Source organism: Streptomyces sp. NPDC052107 (assembly GCF_040680215.1).
In the GTDB taxonomy this organism is placed as follows: Bacteria; Actinomycetota; Actinomycetes; order Streptomycetales; family Streptomycetaceae; genus Streptomyces.
In genome coordinates this window covers 19,478-37,932 of sequence record NZ_JBFAWG010000023.1, presented here as the reverse complement: position 1 = coordinate 37,932, position 18,455 = coordinate 19,478, and the positions used below count along the sequence as shown (strand labels likewise).

The following is an 18,455-nucleotide window of genomic DNA, read 5'->3' as shown; positions in this document are numbered from 1 at the left end:
CGCTCAGACGCGGGTCGCCCACACGTAACGGTGTTCGGGGCGGCCCGCGTCGCCGTACTTGAGGGTCAGACGTGCCCGTCCGGTGCGCTCCAGAAGCTTCAGATAGCGCTGGGCCGTCTGCCGGCTGACGCCCGTCCGCTCGGCGATCTCCTGGGCGGACAGCGGACCTTCGGCGTTCATCAGCGCCTGGCGGACCAGCTCGGCCGTCGTGGGGGAGTGCCCCTTGGGCAGCCCGGGCTCCGACGGCGCGGACAGGGCGCCGAAGATGCGGTCCACCTCCGCCTGTTCGGCCTCGCCTCCGCCGTCCAGCGTGCGCCGCAGCCGTGCGTACGCCTCCAGCTTGGCGCGCAGACCGGTGAAGGCGAACGGTTTCACCAGGTACTGCAGCGCCCCCTGTCGCATCGCGGCCTGCACGGTCGACACGTCCCGCGCGGCCGTCACCATGATCACGTCGGCCTGGTGGCCGCGCCGGCGCATCTCCCGGACGACCGCGAGACCGGTGTCGTCGGGCAGGTAGTGGTCCATGAGGACCAGGTCCAGCCGGGGCAGCGTCTCCACCTGCCGCAGCGCCTCGGCGGCGCTGTGCGCCTCGCCGGCGACATGGAATCCCGGCACCTTCTCCACGTACGCGGCGTTGACCCGGGCGACGCGGGCGTCGTCGTCCACGACCAGGACCTCGATCATCGGGTCTCCTCCTCGGCGACGGCAGCGGGATCGAGGGACTTCTCCAGCGCCGCGGGTTGAAGCTCCGGCTCGGTCAGCGCCTCCGGCAGGACCACGGTGAACTCCGCGCCGCCGCCCGCCGCCTCGCCCACCGTCGCGCTTCCGCCCTGCCGTTGGGTGAGCCGGCTCACCAGCGAGAGCCCGAGACCCCGTTTGCCGTGCGCGGGCGGCTTCTTGGTGGACCAGCCCTCCGTGAAGATCAGCTCCCGCTGGTCCGCAGGGATTCCGGGGCCCGTGTCGCGCACCCTGAGGACGACCGCACGGCCCTCTGTGCGCAACTCGACCTCCACGCGCGCATGGAGCGTGCCGGCGACCGCGTCGAGGGCGTTGTCCACCAGGTTGCCCACGACCGTGACCAGACCCCGCGGATCGATCAGCCGGTCGGGCAGCTTGGTGTGCTCGGACACCCACAGCGCCACTCCGCGCTCGGCCGCGACGGTCGCCTTGCCGACCAGCAGCGCGGCCAGCAGGGGATCCTGGATCTTCTCGGTGACCTGCTCGGCGGTAGCCCGGTGGTCGCCGACCACCTCGCCGACGAACTCCACGGCGTCGTCGTACATCTCCAGCTCCAGCAGTCCGAGCACGGTGTGCATGCGGTTGGCGTGCTCGTGGTCCTGGGCGCGCAGGGCGTCGATCAACCCGCGCGTGGAGTCGAGTTCGCGCCCCAGCTGTTCCAGTTCGGTGCGGTCGCGCAGGGTGGCCACGGCGCCGCCGTCGTCGGTGGGCATACGGTTGGCGACCAGCACCCGCTGGCCGCGCACGGTGAGCAGATCGGTGCCGGTCACCCGGCCGGCCAGCACGTCCGTCGTACGGCCCGCGCCGAGCGCCTCGTCCGGGGTCCGCCCGACCGCCTCGTCGCCGATGCCGAGCAGCCGCCGCGCCTCGTCGTTGAGCAGGCGGACACGGCCGCCGCGGTCGAGGGCGACCACGCCCTCCCGGATGCCGTGCAGCATCGCCTCGCGCTCCGCGAGCAGCGCCGAGATGTCGGAGAAGGCCAGGTCCCGGGTCTGCCGCTGGACCCGGCGGGAGATCAGCCAGGCGGCCAGCGCGCCCGCCGCGAGAGCGCCGCCGGCGTACGCGAACAGGCCCGGGATCGCGCTGATCAGCCGCGCCCGCACGCTGTCGTAGGCGATACCGACCGACACCGCCCCGATGATCCGGTGGTGCGTGTCGTACAGCGGCACCTTGCCGCGGGCCGAGCGGCCCAGGGTGCCGTTGTCGATCTCCATGATCTCGTTGCCGGCGAGGGCGTCCTCGGGGCTGGTGGAGACGAGATGGCCGATCTGCGCGGGCGTGGGGTGCGACCAGCGCACCCAGTGCGTGTCCAGCACCACGATGTACTCGGCGTTCGTGGCCTTGCGGATACGCTCGGCCGCTTTCTGCACCGGGCCATCACTGGTCGGCGGGGTGCTCAGGACGCCCTCGGCGATCTGCGGGTCCTGGGCCGTGGTCTCGGCGATGGCCAGCGCGCGGCGCATCGCCTCCTGGTCCAGCTGTTTGCTCAGCGGCGCCAGGAACAGCCCGGTCGCGAGCACCGCGACCCCCGCGGCGATCGCCACCTGCATCAGCAGCACCTGCGAGAACACCCGCCGCGGCAGACCGAGGCGCAGACGGCGTGCGGGGGGAGTGGGGCTCATACCCACGAAGGTACGTGGACGGGCACGCCCGCCCCCAGGGGGTGTGGTGGGGATCTCTTGACCAGGTCTTGAACGAGACGGTCGCCGCTGGAAGGAGCCGGTCGCTCAGCTCGCCAGCGCCGTCGGCCTCAGCTCGCGCACGGACACGACGTCCATCCGGGCCGGCGTGCCGAGCACCGCCGCGCCGCAGCTCTCGGGGCGGGGTGGCAGCGACGCTCCCTGGACCACGGTCACCCGCCAGCGGCGGCCGTCGGCGTGCCCGACGGTGACCTCCCAGCGCGGGGCCGCGCCGTCGTTCCGTACGACACTCAGCGCCCCTGCCCGGTACTCGCCCGCCACCGACCGGACGGCCAGCTCGGCCGCCTGACCGGGCCGTTCCCAGGCGGAGCAGCCGCGACACCCCTCGACCACCACGCGCCCCTCCTGCGCGCCGTGCAGCGCCTCCTTGATGGTGTGCGCCTCGGCGCGGCCGTAGGCGTAGCCGTACGGCAGGACGAGCACGGTCGGCGAGAAGCGATGTCCACCCAGATGGGTGACCTCCCAGACGCCGCGCACCCCCGAGGCGCACAGTTCGGCGGCGAGGGGACGGCCCAGAAGGGCGCAGCAGCGGTCGCGCTTGCCGTTGGTGCACACGAGCGCGAGCGGGTCGCCGCGGTACGGGCGCCCGCCGAGCGCGGCGCCGAAGGAACGATGGTCACCCGCTCCGAGGGCGGCGAAGTCGAGGCCGAGCAGTCGGTTCGGATCGCGGGTCGTGGCGCCGTGCAGCCACACACGGCCGGGCACGGTGTGGGCGGCGTACACCTGCCGGACGGCGTGCGTGCCGGGGTCGGCGTGGCGCCCTGGGCGCCGGATGAGCACGACGCGTACGCCGGTTCCCTCGGCGGCCGCCTCCAGCGCCCGCCCCACCGCGGGATCCAGGTGGCTCGAAGTGAGCGCCTTGGCGCCCCACGGGCCGGGCTGTTCCAGCAGCAGCCACGTCGTCGCCGTCGCCGCCGTACCGGAGACGGGCTCGTCGAGGCTCCGGGAGACGGTCGCACACCTACTCACAGAGGTGAGCCTAACCTGACTCTCCCTGGGGCGACTTCCGGCCGCGATTGTGTCCTACTCCGGAAGGGTTTCGGGGCGGAGCAGTTCCGGCAGCGGCTGCGGAGGCCGCGGGCCGACGTACTGGCCCACCGGGCGCATGCGCAGCGGGCGCTCGCCGTACTCCTCCAGGGCGTGTGCGATCCAGCCCGCCGTCCGCGCGACGGCGAAGATCGTCTCGCCGGCCGTGGCGGGCATGCCGCTGGACGCCGTGAACACTGCCAGGGCCAGGTCGACGTTGGCGTGCAGCGGGGTGTGCCGGGCGGTCGTGGCGACGACGTCCCGGGCGGCGAGCAGGGCGGACTCCGCGCGCGGGACCTGCTCCAGCAGGCCGAACAGCACGCTCGCGCGCGGGTCCTCGCCGGTGTACAGACGGTGGCCGAGCCCCGGAACCCGGCGGCCCGCGCGTAGTTCGTCGGCGATCACCGGGACCGCCGTGCCCTGGTCGAGTACGTCGAGCAGCATGCGGTGGGCGTTGCCGCTCGCGGCGCCGTGCAGCGGGCCCTCCAGGACACCGAGCCCGGCCGAGATGGCCGCGTAGGCGTGCGCGCGGGCCGAGGCGGCGACCCGGACCGCGAGCGTGGAGGCGGCCAGATCGTGGTCGGCGAGCAGGGCGAGGGCGGTGTCCAGGACGCGCAGCGACGCCTCGTCGGCGGAGCGGCCGGTCAGCCGGCCCCAGAGCCGCCGGGCGAGCGGGCCGTCGTCCTTGTGGTCACGCCGGACCGGCGGCAGCGCGTCGACGAGCGTGGGGATCAGGATCCGCGCGGTGTTCAGCACGGCGTCCTCGGACAGGTCGAAGCGCAACGGGTCCTCGGCCGCCGCGGCGACGGCCGCCACCCGCAGCCGGTCGGTCGGGGAGGCGTGCTCGGACAGCGCGTTCACCGCGCGGCGCGCGACCTCGACGGTGGGGCGGGGCGCGGAGAAGGTCACGCCCGGGGTGAGCCGGCCCGTCCACAGCCACTCCGCGACCTCCTCGTAGGAGTGACGCAGCGCCAGCTCGACGGCGTCCACGCCCCGGAAGTAGTACCGGTCCCGCTCGATCAGCGTGATGCGCGTTCGGACGGACAGGTCCCCGCCGGAGCCCGGGGTGCCGGCCGCCTCGCGGCGGTGGCGCCGGGCGAGGGCCTCGACCTCCTTCGCCTCGAAGGTGCTGGCACGGCCGCCGGGTTCACGTCTGCTGCTGAGCAGGCCGCGGCTCACGTACGCGTACACCGTCTCCGGCTTCACGCCGAGCAGTTCGGCGGTCTCCTTGGTGGTCAGGCGGCGCCCGGGACGGCCGGGAGCGGGTTCGTGATCGCGCATGGGGGTCACCGTAGCCGTCTCTGCACATGTTGAGCGGTTCGCATTGATTGAATCAATATTGACAATGGAATAGTCAAGCATGGACAGTCGGATCAAGTCCAGGGAGGAGAACCATGACCATCGACAGGACCGCGACCCCGCTCATAGACGCACCGCGCGGACTCGCCGGCGTCGTCGTCACCGAGACCGAGATCGGTGACGTCCGGGGGCGGGAGGGCTTCTACCACTACCGCCAGTACTCGGCCGTCGAACTCGCGCGGACCCGAGGCTTCGAGGACGTCTGGCATCTCCTGGTCCACGGCACGCTCCCGGACGCGGAGCGCCGCGCCGACTTCACCGCCGAGACCGCGGCGCTGCGGCGGCTGCCCGAGGAGGTCCGCGCGGTGCTGCCCGCGATCGCCGCGGCGAGCCGCGTCTCCGGCCCGCTGTCCGGGTTGCGCACGGCCCTGTCCCTGCTGGGCTCGGCGCGGGGACTGCGACCGGTGTACGACATCGACGCCGACCGGCGCCGCGCCGACACCCTCGCCGTCTGCGCGGCCGTACCCACGCTGCTCACCGCGCTGTACCGGCTGGGGGAGGGCCTGGACCCGGTCGAGCCGCGCGAGGAACTCCCTTATGCGGCCAACTACCTGTACATGCTCACGGGTGAGGAGCCCGAGCCGCGGCGGGCGCGTGCGGTCGAGCAATACTTGATCTCAACCATTGATCATGGATTCAATGCATCAACCTTCACGGCCCGCGTCATCGCCTCCACCGGAGCCGACGTGGCCGCTTGTCTGACCGGAGCCGTGGGCGCCCTGTCCGGGCCGCTGCACGGAGGCGCGCCCAGCCGGGCCCTGGACACCCTGGACGCCATCGGCACGCCGGGCCGGATCGACCCCTGGATCCGCGAGCGAGTGCTCGCCGGCGACCGGATGATGGGCTTCGGACACGCCATCTACCGCACGGAGGACCCCCGTTCGCGGATGCTGCGGGAGATCGCCCAGAGCTTCGGCGGTCCGCGCGTGGACTTCGCGGTGGAGGTCGAACGCCGGGTCGAGGCGATCCTCGCCGAACTGAAGCCCGGCCGCGAACTCCACACCAACGTCGAGTTCTACGCCGGCGTGGTCATGGAAGTCTGCGGACTGCCCCGCGAGATGTTCACCCCCACCTTCGCCGCGGCGCGGGTGGTGGGCTGGAGCGCCAACATCCTGGAACAGGCGGCCGACTCGAAGATCATCCGTCCGGTCGCGCGGTATGTGGGGCCGACGCCACCGGTCGCGGTGCCGGCCGCCGGCTGACGCACCCGCCCCAGGGGCCCCTCCTATCCTGGACCGGCAGTCGGTCCACACAAGAGAGGTCGCCCGTTGGGGAACAGCCTGGCGAACAGCCCGGACAGCAGCCGTAGCCCGCAGCAGATCCCGGTCGTCGTGCTCGCCGGTTTCCTCGGATCCGGGAAGACCACGCTCCTCAACCACCTCCTGCACCGCAGCGGAGGCAGCCGGATCGGAGCGATCGTCAACGACTTCGGGGCCATCGAGATCGACGCGATGGCCGTCGCGGGCGCCCTCGGCGACTCGACCGTCTCGCTCGGCAACGGCTGCCTGTGCTGTGCCGTCGACGCGAGCGAACTCGACCTCTACCTGGACCGGCTCGCCGACCCCGGCACCGGCATCGACGTGATCGTCATCGAGGCCAGCGGGCTCGCCGAGCCGCAGGAACTCGTGCGGATGGCGCTGGCCAGCGAGCACCCGAGGGTTGTCTACGGCGGCCTGGTGGAGGTCGTGGACGCCGCCGAGTTCGACGGCACGCGCGCGAGGCACCCCGAGATCGACCGGCATCTGGCCCTCGCCGACCTCGTCGTCGTCAACAAGCTCGACCGCGCGGACGACGCCGACCGGATGCTGGGCCTCGTCCGCTCGCTCACCGACCGCGCCGCCGTCGTCCCCGCCACCTACGGCCGTATCGACCCCGAGTTGCTCTTCGACTGCAAGCCGAGCGAGGAGCGCATCGGGCAGCTGTCCTTCGACGACCTCCATGAGCACACCGGGGGCGATGAGCTCGCCGGTCATCTGCACACCGGCTACGACAGCCTGGCCTTCACCTCCGAGATCCCCTTGGAACCCCGCCGGCTCATGCGGTTCCTGGACAGCCGCCCCGAGCGGCTGTACCGGATCAAGGGGTACGTCGACTTCGGGCCGTACGACACCCTCAACCGGTACGCCGTGCACGCCGTCGGCCGGTTCCTGCGCTTCTACCCGGAGCCCTGGGGCGCTGCCGGCGACCGCCTGACCCAGCTCGTGCTGATCGGCCGCGGCATCGACACCGAGGCCCTCGGCCAGGAGCTCAAGGGGTGCCGGAACGGCGCCCCACACGCCGAGGAACACGGCATGTGGGGCGTCCTGCGCTACGTACGAGGCCCGGACGAGGCGGACCTGGAAGATCCACCCGCCTAGAGCACCGGTCCCGCGACCACCGCCACCGTCTTCGGCAGCGACGTGCCCGAACCGTCCCGGCGCGGGTCCAGCTCCGGCAGGTCCGCCGGGGTGCCGTTCTTCTGTGCCGCGCGCGCGGGAACCACGCCCGCCCAGGCCAGCGACAGGCAGTCCTCGCCCTTCAGGAACCGCTGGCAGCGCACACCGCCGGTGGCCCGGCCCTTGCGCGGGTACTGGTCGAACGGGGTCAGCTTGGCGGTCGTCTGCACGGAGTCGTCCAGCGTGCCGCGCGAGCCCGCGACCGTGAACACCACCGCGTCGGCCGCCGGGTCGACCGCCGTGAAGGAGATGACCTTCGCGCCCTCGGAGAGCTTGATGCCCGCCATACCGCCGGCGGGGCGGCCCTGCGGGCGCACGATGGACGCCTGGAAGCGCAGCAGCTGGGCGTCGTCCGTGATGAAGACCAGGTCCTCCTCGCCGGTGCGCAGTTCCACCGCGCCGACGATCCGGTCGCCCTCCCTCAGCGTGATGACCTCCAACTCGTCCTTGTTGGACGGGTAGTCGGGCACCACGCGCTTGACGACACCCTGCTCGGTGCCGAGCGCCAGGCCCGGGGACGACTCGTCCAGCGTGGTCAGGCAGACCACCGTCTCGTCGTCCTCCAGGGAGACGAACTCCGCCAGCGGCGCGCCTCCGGAGAGGTTCGGCGCGGCCGCCGTCGTCGGCAGCTGGGGCAGGTCGACGACGTTGATCCGCAGCAGCCGGCCCGCCGAGGTCACCGCGCCGATCTCGCCGCGCGCGGTAGCCGGGACCGCGGAGACGATCACATCGTGCTTGACGCGCTTGGCGTCCTCCTGCTCCGGGAACGGCTCGGCGGTCGCCGTACGGGCCAGCAGACCCGTCGAGGACAGCAGCACCCGGCACGGGTCGTCGGCGACCTGCAGCGGCACCGTGGCCGCGGGGGCGCCCGCGGACTCCAGCAGGACCGTACGCCGGTCGGTGCCGAACTTCTTGGCCACGGCGGCCAGTTCGGCCGAGACCAGCTTGCGCAGCTCCGCGTCGGACTCCAGGATCCGGGTCAGCTCCGCGATCTCCGCGGTGAGCTTGTCCTTCTCCGCCTCCAGCTCGATGCGGTCGTACTTGGTGAGCCGGCGCAGCGGAGTGTCGAGGATGTACTGCGTCTGGACCTCGCTCAGCGAGAAGCGCCGCATCAGGCGCTCCTTGGCCTGCGCGGAGTTCTCGCTGGACCGGATCAGCCGGATGACCTCGTCGATGTCGACCAGCGCGGTGAGCAGGCCCTCGACCAGGTGCAGCCGGTCGCGGCGCTTGGTGCGGCGGAACTCGCTGCGGCGCCGGACCACGTCGAAGCGGTGGTCGAGATAGACCTCCAGCAACTCCTTCAGGCCCAGCGTGAGCGGCTGGCCGTCGACCAGGGCGACGTTGTTGATGCCGAAGGACTCCTCCATCGGGGTCAGCTTGTACAGCTGCTCCAGGATCGCCTCCGGCACGAAGCCGTTCTTGATCTCGATGACCAGGCGCAGGCCGTGCTCACGGTCGGTGAGGTCCTTGACGTCGGCGATGCCCTGGACCTTCTTGCTGTTGACCAGGTCCTTGATCTTCGCGATGACCTTCTCGGGGCCGACCGTGAAGGGCAGTTCGGTGACGACCAGGCCCTGGCGGCGGGCCGTCACCGCCTCCACCGACACCGTGGCACGGATCTTGAAGGTGCCGCGGCCCGTCGCGTACGCGTCCCGGATGCCGTCCAGGCCGACGATCCGTCCGCCGGTGGGCAGGTCCGGGCCCGGGACGTGCCTCATCAGCGCGTCCAGGTCCGCGTTCGGATGCCGGATCAGGTGGCGGGCGGCCGCGATCACCTCGCCGAGGTTGTGCGGCGGCATGTTCGTCGCCATGCCGACCGCGATGCCCGAGGAGCCGTTGACCAGCAGGTTCGGGAAGGCGGCCGGCAGCGCCACCGGCTCCCGCTCCTGGCCGTCGTAGTTCGGCGCGAAGTCGACCGTGTCCTCGTCGATCGACTCGGTCATCAGGCTCGTCGCCTCGGCCTGCCGGCACTCGGTGTACCGCATGGCGGCCGGCGGGTCGTCGTTGCCCAGCGAGCCGAAGTTGCCGTGGCCGTCGACCAGCGGCACGCGCATGGAGAACGGCTGGGCCATGCGCACCAGGGCGTCGTAGATCGACGCGTCGCCGTGCGGGTGCAGCTTGCCCATGACCTCGCCGACGACACGCGCGCACTTCACATAGGCGCGGTCGGGGCGCAGGCCCATCTCGTTCATCTGGTACACGATCCGGCGGTGCACCGGCTTGAGGCCGTCACGGGCGTCCGGCAGGGCGCGCGAGTAGATGACCGAGTACGCGTACTCGAGGTAGGAGCCACGCATCTCGTCCACGACGTCGATGTCGAGGATTCTCTCCTCGAACGAATCGTCGGGCGGCGGGGTCTTCGTGCTGCGGCGGGCCATCGCTGCCTGGCTCCTTCTGATCTGGTCGCTCGCCTGCGGGGCGCCTTATGTCGGTGTCGAGAGGGCGACTGTGCTCAACCCTTCGGGCCTCCGCGCGCTCGCCCTCTCGACACCCACGCGCCCCTCCGGCTCACTCTTGCTGAAGCGTGGGACGGATCTGACGCCGACCATTGTGGACCGAGGCACTGACAACCTGTGCCACGACCCGGTCCCGGCGGCCTTCCCGGCACCCCCGGGCGGGTTCGAGGCAGGTTACGGGATCCGCTGTGGGCGTACGTCCCGCCGGAACTTCGCCGAGGCCCCGCACGGTTTGCATACAGTGGCAGGAACGGCAGGAAAACCGCGGTTTCCACAACCGCCTCCGCTCGCGAAGGGATGTACATGCCCATGGGTCACACGACCACAGCCGAGGCAGGCTCCGGGGGCCTGACAGCGACCGAGCACCGCCTGGCCAACGGTCTGCGCGTGGTGCTCTCCGAGGACCACCTGACCCCGGTGGCGGCGGTCTGCCTCTGGTACGACGTCGGCTCCCGCCACGAAGTCAAGGGGCGTACCGGCCTGGCTCACCTTTTCGAGCACCTGATGTTCCAGGGCTCGGCGCAGGTCAAGGGCAACGGCCACTTCGAGCTCGTGCAGGGGGCCGGCGGCTCGCTCAACGGCACCACCAGCTTCGAGCGCACCAACTACTTCGAGACCATGCCCGCCCACCAGCTGGAGCTCGCCCTCTGGCTGGAGGCCGACCGCATGGGCTCGCTGCTGGCCGCCCTGGACGACGAGTCCATGGAGAACCAGCGGGACGTCGTCAAGAACGAGCGCCGCCAGCGTTACGACAACGTGCCCTACGGCACCGCCTTCGAGAAGCTGACCTCCCTGTCGTACCCGGAGGGCCACCCCTACCACCACACGCCGATCGGCTCGATGGCGGACCTGGACGCGGCCACCCTGGAGGACGCCCGCCGGTTCTTCCGCACCTACTACGCGCCGAACAACGCGGTGCTCTCCGTGGTCGGCGACATCGACCCCAAGCAGACCCTCTCCTGGATCGAGAAGTACTTCGGGTCGATCGCGTCCCACGACGGCAAGCCCGCCCCCCGCGAGGGCTCCCTGCCGGACGTCATCGGCGAGCAGAAGCGCGAAGTGGTCGTCGAGGAGGTCCCGGCGCGCGCCCTGATGGCCGCCTACCGGCTGCCGCACGACGGCACGCGCGCGTGCGACGCCGCCGACCTCGCCCTGACCATCCTCGGCGGCGGCGAGTCCTCCCGCCTGTACAACCGGCTGGTGCGCCGCGACCGTACGGCCGTCGCCGCCGGCTTCGGCCTGCTGCGCCTGGCCGGCGCGCCCTCCATGGGCTGGCTGGACGTGAAGACCTCCGGTGACGTCGAGGTGCCGGTCATCGAGACCGCCATCGACGAGGAGCTGGCCCGGTTCGCCGAGGAGGGCCCCACCCCCGAGGAGATGGAGCGGGCCCAGGCCCAGCTGGAGCGCGAGTGGCTGGACCGGCTGGGCACGGTCGCCGGCCGCGCCGACGAACTGTGCCGCTACGCCGTCCTGTTCGGCGACCCGCAGCTCGCCCTCACCGCCGTCAAGCGCGTCCTGGAGGTGACCGCGGAGGAGGTCCAGGAGGTCGCCGGGGCCCGCCTGCGTCCCGACAACCGCGCGGTCCTGGTCTACGAGCCGAAGTCCCCGGAGAAGGCCCCGGACGCCGACGTCCCCGAGGACCCGGAGCAGGAGGCCACCGTAGAGGCGGGCGCCGACGAGAACGAGAACGAGGAGACGGCCAAGTGACCCAGCTCGCCACCATGGACTTCCACCCCCAGCCGCAGCCCGGCGAGGCCAGGCCGTGGGCGTTCCCGGCGCCCGAGCGCACCGCGCTCGACAACGGCCTGACCGTGCTGCGCTGCCACCGCCCCGGCCAGCAGGTCGTCGCCGTCGAGGTGCTGCTGGACGCGCCCCTGGACGCCGAGCCGTCGGGCCTGGACGGCGTCGCCACGATCATGGCGCGGGCCTTCTCCGAGGGCACCGACAAGCACTCCGCCGAGGAGTTCGCCGCCGAGCTGGAGCGCGCGGGCGCCACGCTGGACTCGCACGCCGACCACCCCGGCGTCCGGCTCAGCCTGGAGGTCCCGGCCTCCCGCCTGGCCAAGGGCCTCGGCCTGCTCGCCGACGCGCTGCGCGCGCCCGCCTTCGCCGACAGCGAGGTGGAGCGGCTGGTCCGCAACCGCCTGGACGAGATCCCGCACGAGCTGGCCAACCCCTCCCGCCGGGCCGCCAAGGAGCTCTCCAAGGAGCTGTTCCCGGTGGTCTCGCGCATGTCACGCCCCCGCCAGGGCACCGAGGAGACCGTCGAGAAGATCGACGCCGCCGCCGTACGCGCCTTCTACGGCCGGCACGTACGCCCCGCCACGGCCACGGCGGTCGTGGTCGGCGACCTCACCGGCGTCGACCTGGACGCGCTGCTCGGCGACACCCTGGGCGCCTGGACCGGCACCCCGGGCGAGCCGCGGCCCGTGCCGCCGGTGACCGCCGACGACACCGGGCGCGTGGTTATCGTGGACCGGCCCGGCGCCGTGCAGACGCAGCTGCTCATCGGCCGCGTCGGCCCCGACCGGCACGACCGTGTGTGGCCCGCCCAGGTGCTCGGCACCTACTGCCTGGGCGGCACCCTCACCTCCCGCCTGGACCGCGTCCTGCGCGAGGAGAAGGGCTACACCTACGGTGTGCGCGCCTTCGGCCAGGTCCTCAGGTCCGCGCCGGACGGCACGGGCACGTCGATGCTCGCCATCAGCGGTTCCGTGGACACCCCCAACACCGGCCCGGCGCTTGAGGACCTGTGGAAGGTGCTGCGCGCCCTCGCGGCGGACGGCCTGACCGACGCCGAGCGGGACGTGGCCGTGCAGAACCTCGTCGGGGTGGCGCCGCTGAAGTACGAGACCGCGGCGGCCGTCGCGAGCACGCTGGCCGACCAGGTCGAGCAGTACCTGCCCGACGACTTCCAGGCGACGCTGTATCAGCAGCTGGCCGCGACGGGCACGGTGGAGGCCACGGCGGCCGTCGTGAACGCCTTCCCGGTGGACCGCCTGGTGACCGTCCTCGTCGGTGACGCCGCCCAGATCAAGGCGCCGGTGGAGGCGCTCGGCATCGGTGAAGTGACCGTGGTGTCGGCCGAGTAGGGCGAGCCGTCGCAGCGGCCGGGTACGCCCGAGAGGCCGCACACGCGCGTGGGGCCCTGACGGTCTACGGACCGTCAGGGCCTCCGCTGTTCCAGACCCTTCCCCAGATGCCCGATTTGAGGCGGAGGTTGCCTGTCTGCCCTGTGGGATGCGCTACAAAAGCCCGGATCGGTTTGGGGTTCGAAAGCGGGCTTACGTAGCGTCGCCCAGGCTGTTCGTCGGTAGGCAGTGCGCCGCACCCGCGGCACCGGACAGCCATCGCCGAGTCCCCGTACGGCGCGAGCCAGGGGAGCCGGGGACCCACGCAGTCCCTGGGGTGAATCGGGCGCCCGCGCGAGCCGCGAGGGGGCCCGTAGGAGACCTTCCTGCTCCGAACCCGTCAGCTAACCCGGTAGGCGAGAGGGAAGGAAAGGACCAGCCACTCCATGGCGTTCATGTGCGCCACCGGGAAGCACCGCAAGCCCGGCCGGGTCAAGCGCACCACCGCTCAGGCGGCGGGCATCGCGGCCCTCACCACCACCGGTGTCATCGGCACCCTCGCCGCCTCCCCGGCGCTCGCCGCCGAGAACACCGTGGAGCAGACCGGCCTCACGCCGGTCCTCACCCTGAGCGACGACGTGGCCGAGCACATCGACGCGCAGGCCGCCGCGCAGCAGCAGGCCGCCGAGCAGAAGGCGGCCGAGGAGGCCGCCGCCGAGAAGGCGAAGCAGGAGCGCGAGGCCAGGGCCCGCGCCGCCCGGGAGGCCGAGCGCAAGCGCCTGATGAACACCTTCGTCGCCCCGATCGCGAACTCCTACGTCTCCACCGGCTACCGGGCGAGCAGTTCCCTGTGGTCCTCCGGCTCGCACACCGGCATCGACTTCCACGCGGCGAGCGGCACCCCCGTCCACGCGGTCGGCTCCGGCACCGTCGTCTCCACCGGCTGGGGCGGCGCGTACGGCAACCAGATCGTGATCAAGATGGCCGACGGCATGTACACCCAGTACGGCCACCTGTCGTCGATCGGCGTCTCGGTGGGCCAGCAGGTCACCCCGGGCCGGCAGATCGGCCTGTCCGGCGCGACCGGCAACACCACCGGCCCGCACCTGCACTTCGAGGCCCGCACGACCCCCGACTACGGCTCGGACGTCGACCCCGTCGCCTACCTCCGCAAGCACGGCGTGAACGTCTGACGCCCCCCTCGCGCGGCATGCGAAGCCCCGGCTCACCGAGCCGGGCTTTCGTCGTTTTTTCGCGGGCGCGACCCGATCCGCTGACCAAAAAATATCCATGGATTCCGGTCCGCCGTCGGAAATTCCGGCTCATTGGAATAGAGTCACGGAACACGCGTCCATCGTCGACGTTTCACGGGGATTAAGGCGGAGGTCGGTCATGCGTATTCCGGCGCACTCGGTGTGCACGGCCATCCGGGATGACATCGTCGCGGGTGTCTACGAGCGCGGCGGCCGACTGACCGAGGAAGTCCTCGCCCGCCGCTACGGCGTCTCGCGCGTCCCCGTCCGCGAGGCCCTGCGCACCCTGGAGGCCGAGGGCTTCGTGGTGACCCGCCGGCACGCGGGCGCGTGTGTGGCCGAGCCGACCGAGCAGGAGGCCGCCGACCTGCTGGACATGCGCCTGCTGCTGGAGCCGCTCGGGGCCGCCCGGGCTGCCCAGCGGCGCACCGAGGCCCATCTGAAAGTGCTGCGCGGCCTGGTCAGGCTGGGCCAGGAGCGGGCCAGGCGGGGACACAGCGAGGATCTGCGCTCGCTGGGCGGCTGGTTCCACGAGACGCTCGCCCAGGCCTGCGGCAGCCCCTCGCTGACCGCGATGCTCACCCAGCTCCGGCACAAGATCGCCTGGATGTACGCCGTGGAGGCGCCACCGAGCCCGGTGGACTACTGGGCGGAACACGGCGCCATCGTCGACGCGGTGGCGCGCGGCGACGGCGAGCGTGCGCGGGCGCTCACGGCGCTGCACACCGAGCGCGCGACGGCCGTGCACCGGCTGCGTTTTTCCGGGGCCGGCGAGCGTGTGAGGACATCGCAACACGCCGTAAACATGTCGGGCCTCCGGCATTAACACGGACGCCGTATACAAAGAAGAGTAATTCGGCTGCGTTGTATTTCCGCTGCCCTGATTCCGGTGTGCGCGCAATGAGCCCGGAAACACAGAGCCGCGCCGCCCGAAAAGGCGACGCGGCTCCGGCGTATCAGCGTGCTGCTGTTCAGACCGTCTCGGGCAGTTCCTCAAGACCCTCGGCGACCAGCTTGGCCAGACGGTCCAGGGCGACGTCCGCGCCCTCGGCGTCGGAGGCCAGCACGATCTCCTCGCCGCCCTGGGCGCCCAGGCCCAGGACAGCCAGCATGGAGGCCGCGTTGACGGGGTTGCCGTCAGCCTTGGCGATCGTCACCGGGACGCCTGCGGCCGTGGCGGCTCGGACGAAGATGGAGGCGGGGCGGGCGTGGAGGCCCTCGGCCCAGCCGACGTTGACGCGGCGCTCAGCCATGTGTTGCTGCCCTTCAGTCTTCAGGGTTGTCTAGACCAGTTTCCCATATCGCGAAGCGTGCCTGGAGCGGACCTTCGTCCGCTCCGGTGTGGCGCCAAAACCGCGGCCTCGGTTCCGGCTTCCGTCCTCCACAGACTGCCCCGCGCCGTTGTCGGACGCGAGCCGTACTCTGGGGCCCATGCAGACCTCGGCGGACCGGCAGGACCGGCACCAGTACCCCGCCCACTGGGAGGCGGACGTGGTGCTGCGCGACGGTGGTACCGCGCGCATCAGGCCCATCACCGTTGATGACGCCGACCGCCTTGTCAGCTTCTACGAGCAGGTCTCGGACGAGTCGAAGTACTACCGCTTCTTCGCGCCGTACCCCAGGCTCTCCGCCAAGGACGTCCACCGCTTCACGCACCACGACTTTGTGGACCGGGTGGGACTCGCGGCCACCATCGGCGGCGAGTTCATCGCCACCGTACGCTATGACCGCATCGGCACCGACGGCATGCCCGCCACCGCGCCCGCCGACGAGGCCGAGGTCGCCTTCCTGGTGCAGGACGCGCACCAGGGCCGCGGGGTCGCCTCCGCCCTGCTGGAGCACATCGCGGCGGTCGCCCGCGAGCGCGGCATCCGCCGCTTCGCCGCCGAGGTGCTGCCCGCCAACACCAAGATGATCAAGGTGTTCACGGACGCCGGCTACACCCAGAAGCGCAGCTTCGAGGACGGCGTCGTCCGCCTGGAGTTCGACCTCGAACCCACCGACCGCTCCCTCGCCGTGCAGCGCGCGCGGGAGCAGCGCGCCGAGGCCCGTTCGGTACGGCGGCTGCTCATGCCCGGCTCGGTGGCGGTCGTCGGTGTCGGCCGCGCCCCCGGTGGTGTCGGCCGCAGCGTCCTCGGCAACATCCGGGACGCCGGCTACGGCGGCCTGCTGTACGCCGTGAACAAGGCCTTCCCGGAGGACCTCGGCGAGGTCGACGGGGTGCCGGCGTACCGGTGCGTGCGGGACATCGGCGGTCCGGTGGACCTCGCCGTGGTCGCCGTACCTGCCGAGCACGTGCCCGCCGTGGTCGCCGAGTGCGGGGAGCACGGAGTGCAGGGGCTCGTCGTGCTCTCCGCCGGGTACGCCGAGAGCGGGCCCGAGGGGCGCGAGCGGCAGCGGGCCCTCGTCCGGCAGGCACGCGCGTACGGCATGCGCATCATCGGCCCGAACGCCTTCGGGATCATCAACACCGCGCCCGGCGTCCGGCTGAACGCCTCCCTCGCCCCGGAGATGCCCCGCCCCGGCCGCATCGGGATGTTCGCCCAGTCCGGCGCCATCGGCATCGCCCTGCTGTCCCGGCTGCACCGGCGCGGGGGAGGGGTCACCGGGGTCACCGGCGTGTCCACGTTCGTGTCCGCCGGCAACCGCGCGGACGTCTCCGGCAACGACGTCCTCCAGTACTGGTACGACGACCCCGAGACCGACGTCGCCCTCATGTACCTGGAGTCCATCGGCAACCCGCGCAAGTTCACGCGCCTCGCGCGCCGGACGGCGGCGGCGAAGCCGCTGGTCGTGGTGCAGGGGGACGGTTCCGCGCCCCAGGGACACGCGGTACGCGCCACCCGGCTGCCGCACGCCACCGTCTCCGCGCTGCTGCGGCAGGCCGGGGTGATCCGGGTCGACACGATCACCGAGCTGGTCGACGCGGGGCTGCTGCTCGCCCGGCAGCCGCTGCCGGCGGGGCCGAGGGTGGCGATCCTGGGGAACTCCGAGTCGCTGGGGGTACTGACGTACGACCGGTGTCTGGCGGAGGGGCTGCGGCCTTCGCGTCCGCTGGACCTGACGACCGGGGCGACGGCGGAGGACTTCCATCGGGCGCTGGGCGCCGCGCTGGCCGACGAGACGTGCGACTCCGTCGTGGTGACGGCGATCCCCGTGATCGGGGAAGCGTCGCCGGGGGATGCGGAACTGGCCGCGGCGTTGCGGTCGGCCGCGGCCGCCGTTCCGGGGAAGCCGGTGCTGGTGGTTCATGTGGAGCTCGGGGGGCTTGCGGAGGCGTTGTCGGCTGCGGCCAGTACCGCACCCGCGGCCGTTGAAAAGGCACCCGGCACCGAGGGCGGTGCCCACCCTCTCCCGCTGTCGGCTCCGCTCGAGCGGGGGGACCCCCATCGCCCTGCGGGGCGACTGCCCACCGCGACAGCGGAAGCGGCCGGCCCTCCGGAGGGCACGCACCTCATCCCCGCCTACCCCGCCGCCGAACGTGCCGTGCGGGCGTTGGCTGAAGCCGTCAGGTACGGGCAGTGGCGGCGGGAGACGGCTGATCCCGGGAAGGTGCCCGAGTACGACGACATCGACGAGAAGGGAGCCGCGCGGCAGATCGGTGAGCTGCTCGCGCGGGGGGAAGGGCTCACGATCTCCGAGGCGGAGACCTGCGAGCTGCTCGGCAGGTACGGCATCCCCGTACGGCGCGCTCTGCCCGCGCCCACCCCCGACGCCGCCGCCGAAGCCGCCCGCAGCCTCGGCTACCCGGTCGCCCTCAAGGCCACCGCCCCGCACCTCAGACACCGCGCCGACCTGGGCGGCGTACGTCTCGACCTCGCGGACGAGGAGCAACTGCGCCGCGCGTACGCCGAGTTGATCGAGCTGTTCGGCAAGCCGGAGGAGCTGCGCCCGGTGGTGCAGGGCATGGCACCGCGCGGCGTCGACACCGTCGTACGGGCCGTGATCGACCCGGCGGCCGGGGCCGTGCTGTCCTTCGGGCTCGCCGGGGCCGCCTCCCAGCTGCTCGGGGACATGGCGCACCGGCTCGTGCCGGTCACCGACCGGGAGGCGACCTCCCTGGTGCGGTCGATCCGTACGGCACCGCTGCTGTTCGGCTGGCGCGGTTCCACACCCGTCGACACCCCGGCGCTGGAGGAGCTGCTGCTGCGGGTGTCCCGACTGGTCGACGATCACCCGGAGGTGGTCGCCGTCACCCTGGAACCGGTCGTCGTCGCCCCGCACGGCGTGAGCGTCCTCGGCGCCACCGTACGGCTCGCGCCGCCGCCCGCCCGCGACGACCTCGGCCCGCGCACGATGCCGGCCTACTGATCGGGGGAGGGGGACGCGGCGGAGCCGCGAATCGAGCAGAGCCCCATGCCCCTGAGGCCGGCTGCCCCGGTGCCGGCTCCCGGTGACCGCAGGCCGCCGCCGGTCT

At 72.3% G+C, this 18,455-nt stretch carries 13 protein-coding genes and 1 riboswitch; of the genes, 7 read left to right on the top strand and 6 right to left on the bottom strand.

Features of this window, described 5'->3' with window-relative positions:
* Positions 1–3: 3 nt before the first annotated feature.
* The 4 genes from AB0M27_RS24345 to AB0M27_RS24330 all read right to left on the bottom strand — a co-directional run bounded on the left by AB0M27_RS24345 (position 4) and on the right by AB0M27_RS24330 (position 4,745).
* Positions 4–684 (bottom strand): response regulator, encoded by a 681-nt coding sequence (locus tag AB0M27_RS24345; RefSeq protein ID WP_365724005.1) that lies wholly within the window; start codon positions 682–684, stop codon positions 4–6.
* Positions 681–2,360, bottom strand: coding sequence for a sensor histidine kinase (locus AB0M27_RS24340; RefSeq protein ID WP_365724003.1), 1,680 nt, complete (start codon positions 2,358–2,360; stop codon positions 681–683). Before AB0M27_RS24340 ends, AB0M27_RS24345 begins: the two co-directional genes overlap by 4 nt.
* Positions 2,361–2,465: 105 nt before the next feature.
* On the bottom strand, positions 2,466–3,407 hold the full coding sequence (locus tag AB0M27_RS24335) for a sucrase ferredoxin (RefSeq protein ID WP_365724001.1): 942 nt from the start codon (positions 3,405–3,407) through the stop codon (positions 2,466–2,468).
* A gap of 54 nt (positions 3,408–3,461) precedes the next feature.
* Positions 3,462–4,745 carry a citrate synthase gene (locus AB0M27_RS24330; RefSeq protein WP_365723999.1) on the bottom strand — a complete coding sequence of 428 codons (1,284 nt, stop codon included), beginning with the start codon at positions 4,743–4,745 and terminating at the stop codon, positions 3,462–3,464.
* 113 nt (positions 4,746–4,858) lie between these two features.
* On the opposite strand from AB0M27_RS24330, the gene AB0M27_RS24325 reads away from it, so the two are divergent.
* Both AB0M27_RS24325 and AB0M27_RS24320 read left to right on the top strand, forming a co-directional pair.
* Positions 4,859–6,025, top strand: coding sequence for a citrate synthase/methylcitrate synthase (locus AB0M27_RS24325; RefSeq protein WP_365723997.1), 1,167 nt, complete (start codon positions 4,859–4,861; stop codon positions 6,023–6,025).
* Between the two features lie 66 nt (positions 6,026–6,091).
* Positions 6,092–7,180 carry a GTP-binding protein gene (locus AB0M27_RS24320; RefSeq protein ID WP_365723995.1) on the top strand — a complete coding sequence of 363 codons (1,089 nt, stop codon included), beginning with the start codon at positions 6,092–6,094 and terminating at the stop codon, positions 7,178–7,180.
* Here AB0M27_RS24320 and AB0M27_RS24315 read toward each other — a convergent pair.
* Positions 7,177–9,636 carry a DNA topoisomerase IV subunit A gene (locus AB0M27_RS24315; RefSeq protein WP_365723993.1) on the bottom strand — a complete coding sequence of 820 codons (2,460 nt, stop codon included), beginning with the start codon at positions 9,634–9,636 and terminating at the stop codon, positions 7,177–7,179. The genes AB0M27_RS24320 and AB0M27_RS24315 overlap by 4 nt on opposite strands.
* Positions 9,637–10,017: 381 nt before the next feature.
* On the opposite strand from AB0M27_RS24315, the gene AB0M27_RS24310 reads away from it, so the two are divergent.
* The 4 genes from AB0M27_RS24310 (at position 10,018) to AB0M27_RS24295 (ending at position 14,864) form a co-directional block, all read left to right on the top strand.
* Positions 10,018–11,421: a pitrilysin family protein gene (locus tag AB0M27_RS24310; RefSeq protein ID WP_365723991.1), complete on the top strand. Its 1,404-nt coding sequence runs from the start codon at positions 10,018–10,020 to the stop codon at positions 11,419–11,421.
* Positions 11,418–12,806 carry a pitrilysin family protein gene (locus AB0M27_RS24305; protein WP_365723989.1) on the top strand — a complete coding sequence of 463 codons (1,389 nt, stop codon included), beginning with the start codon at positions 11,418–11,420 and terminating at the stop codon, positions 12,804–12,806. The genes AB0M27_RS24310 and AB0M27_RS24305 overlap by 4 nt, the downstream gene beginning before the upstream one ends.
* Positions 12,807–13,055: 249 nt before the next feature.
* A riboswitch (cyclic di-AMP (ydaO/yuaA leader) is annotated at positions 13,056–13,219 on the top strand.
* Positions 13,220–13,231: 12 nt separating this feature from the next.
* On the top strand, positions 13,232–13,978 hold the full coding sequence (locus AB0M27_RS24300) for a M23 family metallopeptidase (protein WP_365723988.1): 747 nt from the start codon (positions 13,232–13,234) through the stop codon (positions 13,976–13,978).
* A 199-nt stretch (positions 13,979–14,177) separates the two neighbouring features.
* Positions 14,178–14,864 carry a GntR family transcriptional regulator gene (locus AB0M27_RS24295; protein WP_365723986.1) on the top strand — a complete coding sequence of 229 codons (687 nt, stop codon included), beginning with the start codon at positions 14,178–14,180 and terminating at the stop codon, positions 14,862–14,864.
* A gap of 145 nt (positions 14,865–15,009) precedes the next feature.
* Here AB0M27_RS24295 and AB0M27_RS24290 read toward each other — a convergent pair whose 3' ends face one another.
* Entirely contained in the window at positions 15,010–15,291 is a 282-nt protein-coding gene (locus tag AB0M27_RS24290; protein ID WP_053655224.1) for an HPr family phosphocarrier protein, read from the bottom strand.
* A 178-nt stretch (positions 15,292–15,469) separates the two neighbouring features.
* Here AB0M27_RS24290 and AB0M27_RS24285 point away from each other — a divergent pair, with 178 nt between their 5' ends.
* Entirely contained in the window at positions 15,470–18,349 is a 2,880-nt protein-coding gene (locus AB0M27_RS24285) for a GNAT family N-acetyltransferase (protein WP_365723983.1), read from the top strand.
* Positions 18,350–18,455 lie beyond the last annotated feature (106 nt).

Bases quoted from the DNA above. Each gene is read 5' to 3' on its own strand.
- AB0M27_RS24345 (WP_365724005.1), bottom strand. From the start codon at position 684: ATGATCGAGGTCCTGGTCGTGGACGACGACGCCCGCGTCGCCCGGGTC.
- AB0M27_RS24340 (WP_365724003.1), bottom strand. From the start codon at position 2,360: ATGAGCCCCACTCCCCCCGCACGCCGTCTGCGCCTCGGTCTGCCGCGG.
- AB0M27_RS24330 (WP_365723999.1), bottom strand. From the start codon at position 4,745: ATGCGCGATCACGAACCCGCTCCCGGCCGTCCCGGGCGCCGCCTGACC.
- AB0M27_RS24325 (WP_365723997.1), top strand. From the start codon at position 4,859: ATGACCATCGACAGGACCGCGACCCCGCTCATAGACGCACCGCGCGGA.
- AB0M27_RS24315 (WP_365723993.1), bottom strand. From the start codon at position 9,636: ATGGCCCGCCGCAGCACGAAGACCCCGCCGCCCGACGATTCGTTCGAG.
- AB0M27_RS24310 (WP_365723991.1), top strand. From the start codon at position 10,018: ATGCCCATGGGTCACACGACCACAGCCGAGGCAGGCTCCGGGGGCCTG.
- AB0M27_RS24300 (WP_365723988.1), top strand. From the start codon at position 13,232: ATGGCGTTCATGTGCGCCACCGGGAAGCACCGCAAGCCCGGCCGGGTC.
- AB0M27_RS24295 (WP_365723986.1), top strand. From the start codon at position 14,178: ATGCGTATTCCGGCGCACTCGGTGTGCACGGCCATCCGGGATGACATC.
- AB0M27_RS24290 (WP_053655224.1), bottom strand. From the start codon at position 15,291: ATGGCTGAGCGCCGCGTCAACGTCGGCTGGGCCGAGGGCCTCCACGCC.
- AB0M27_RS24285 (WP_365723983.1), top strand. From the start codon at position 15,470: ATGCAGACCTCGGCGGACCGGCAGGACCGGCACCAGTACCCCGCCCAC.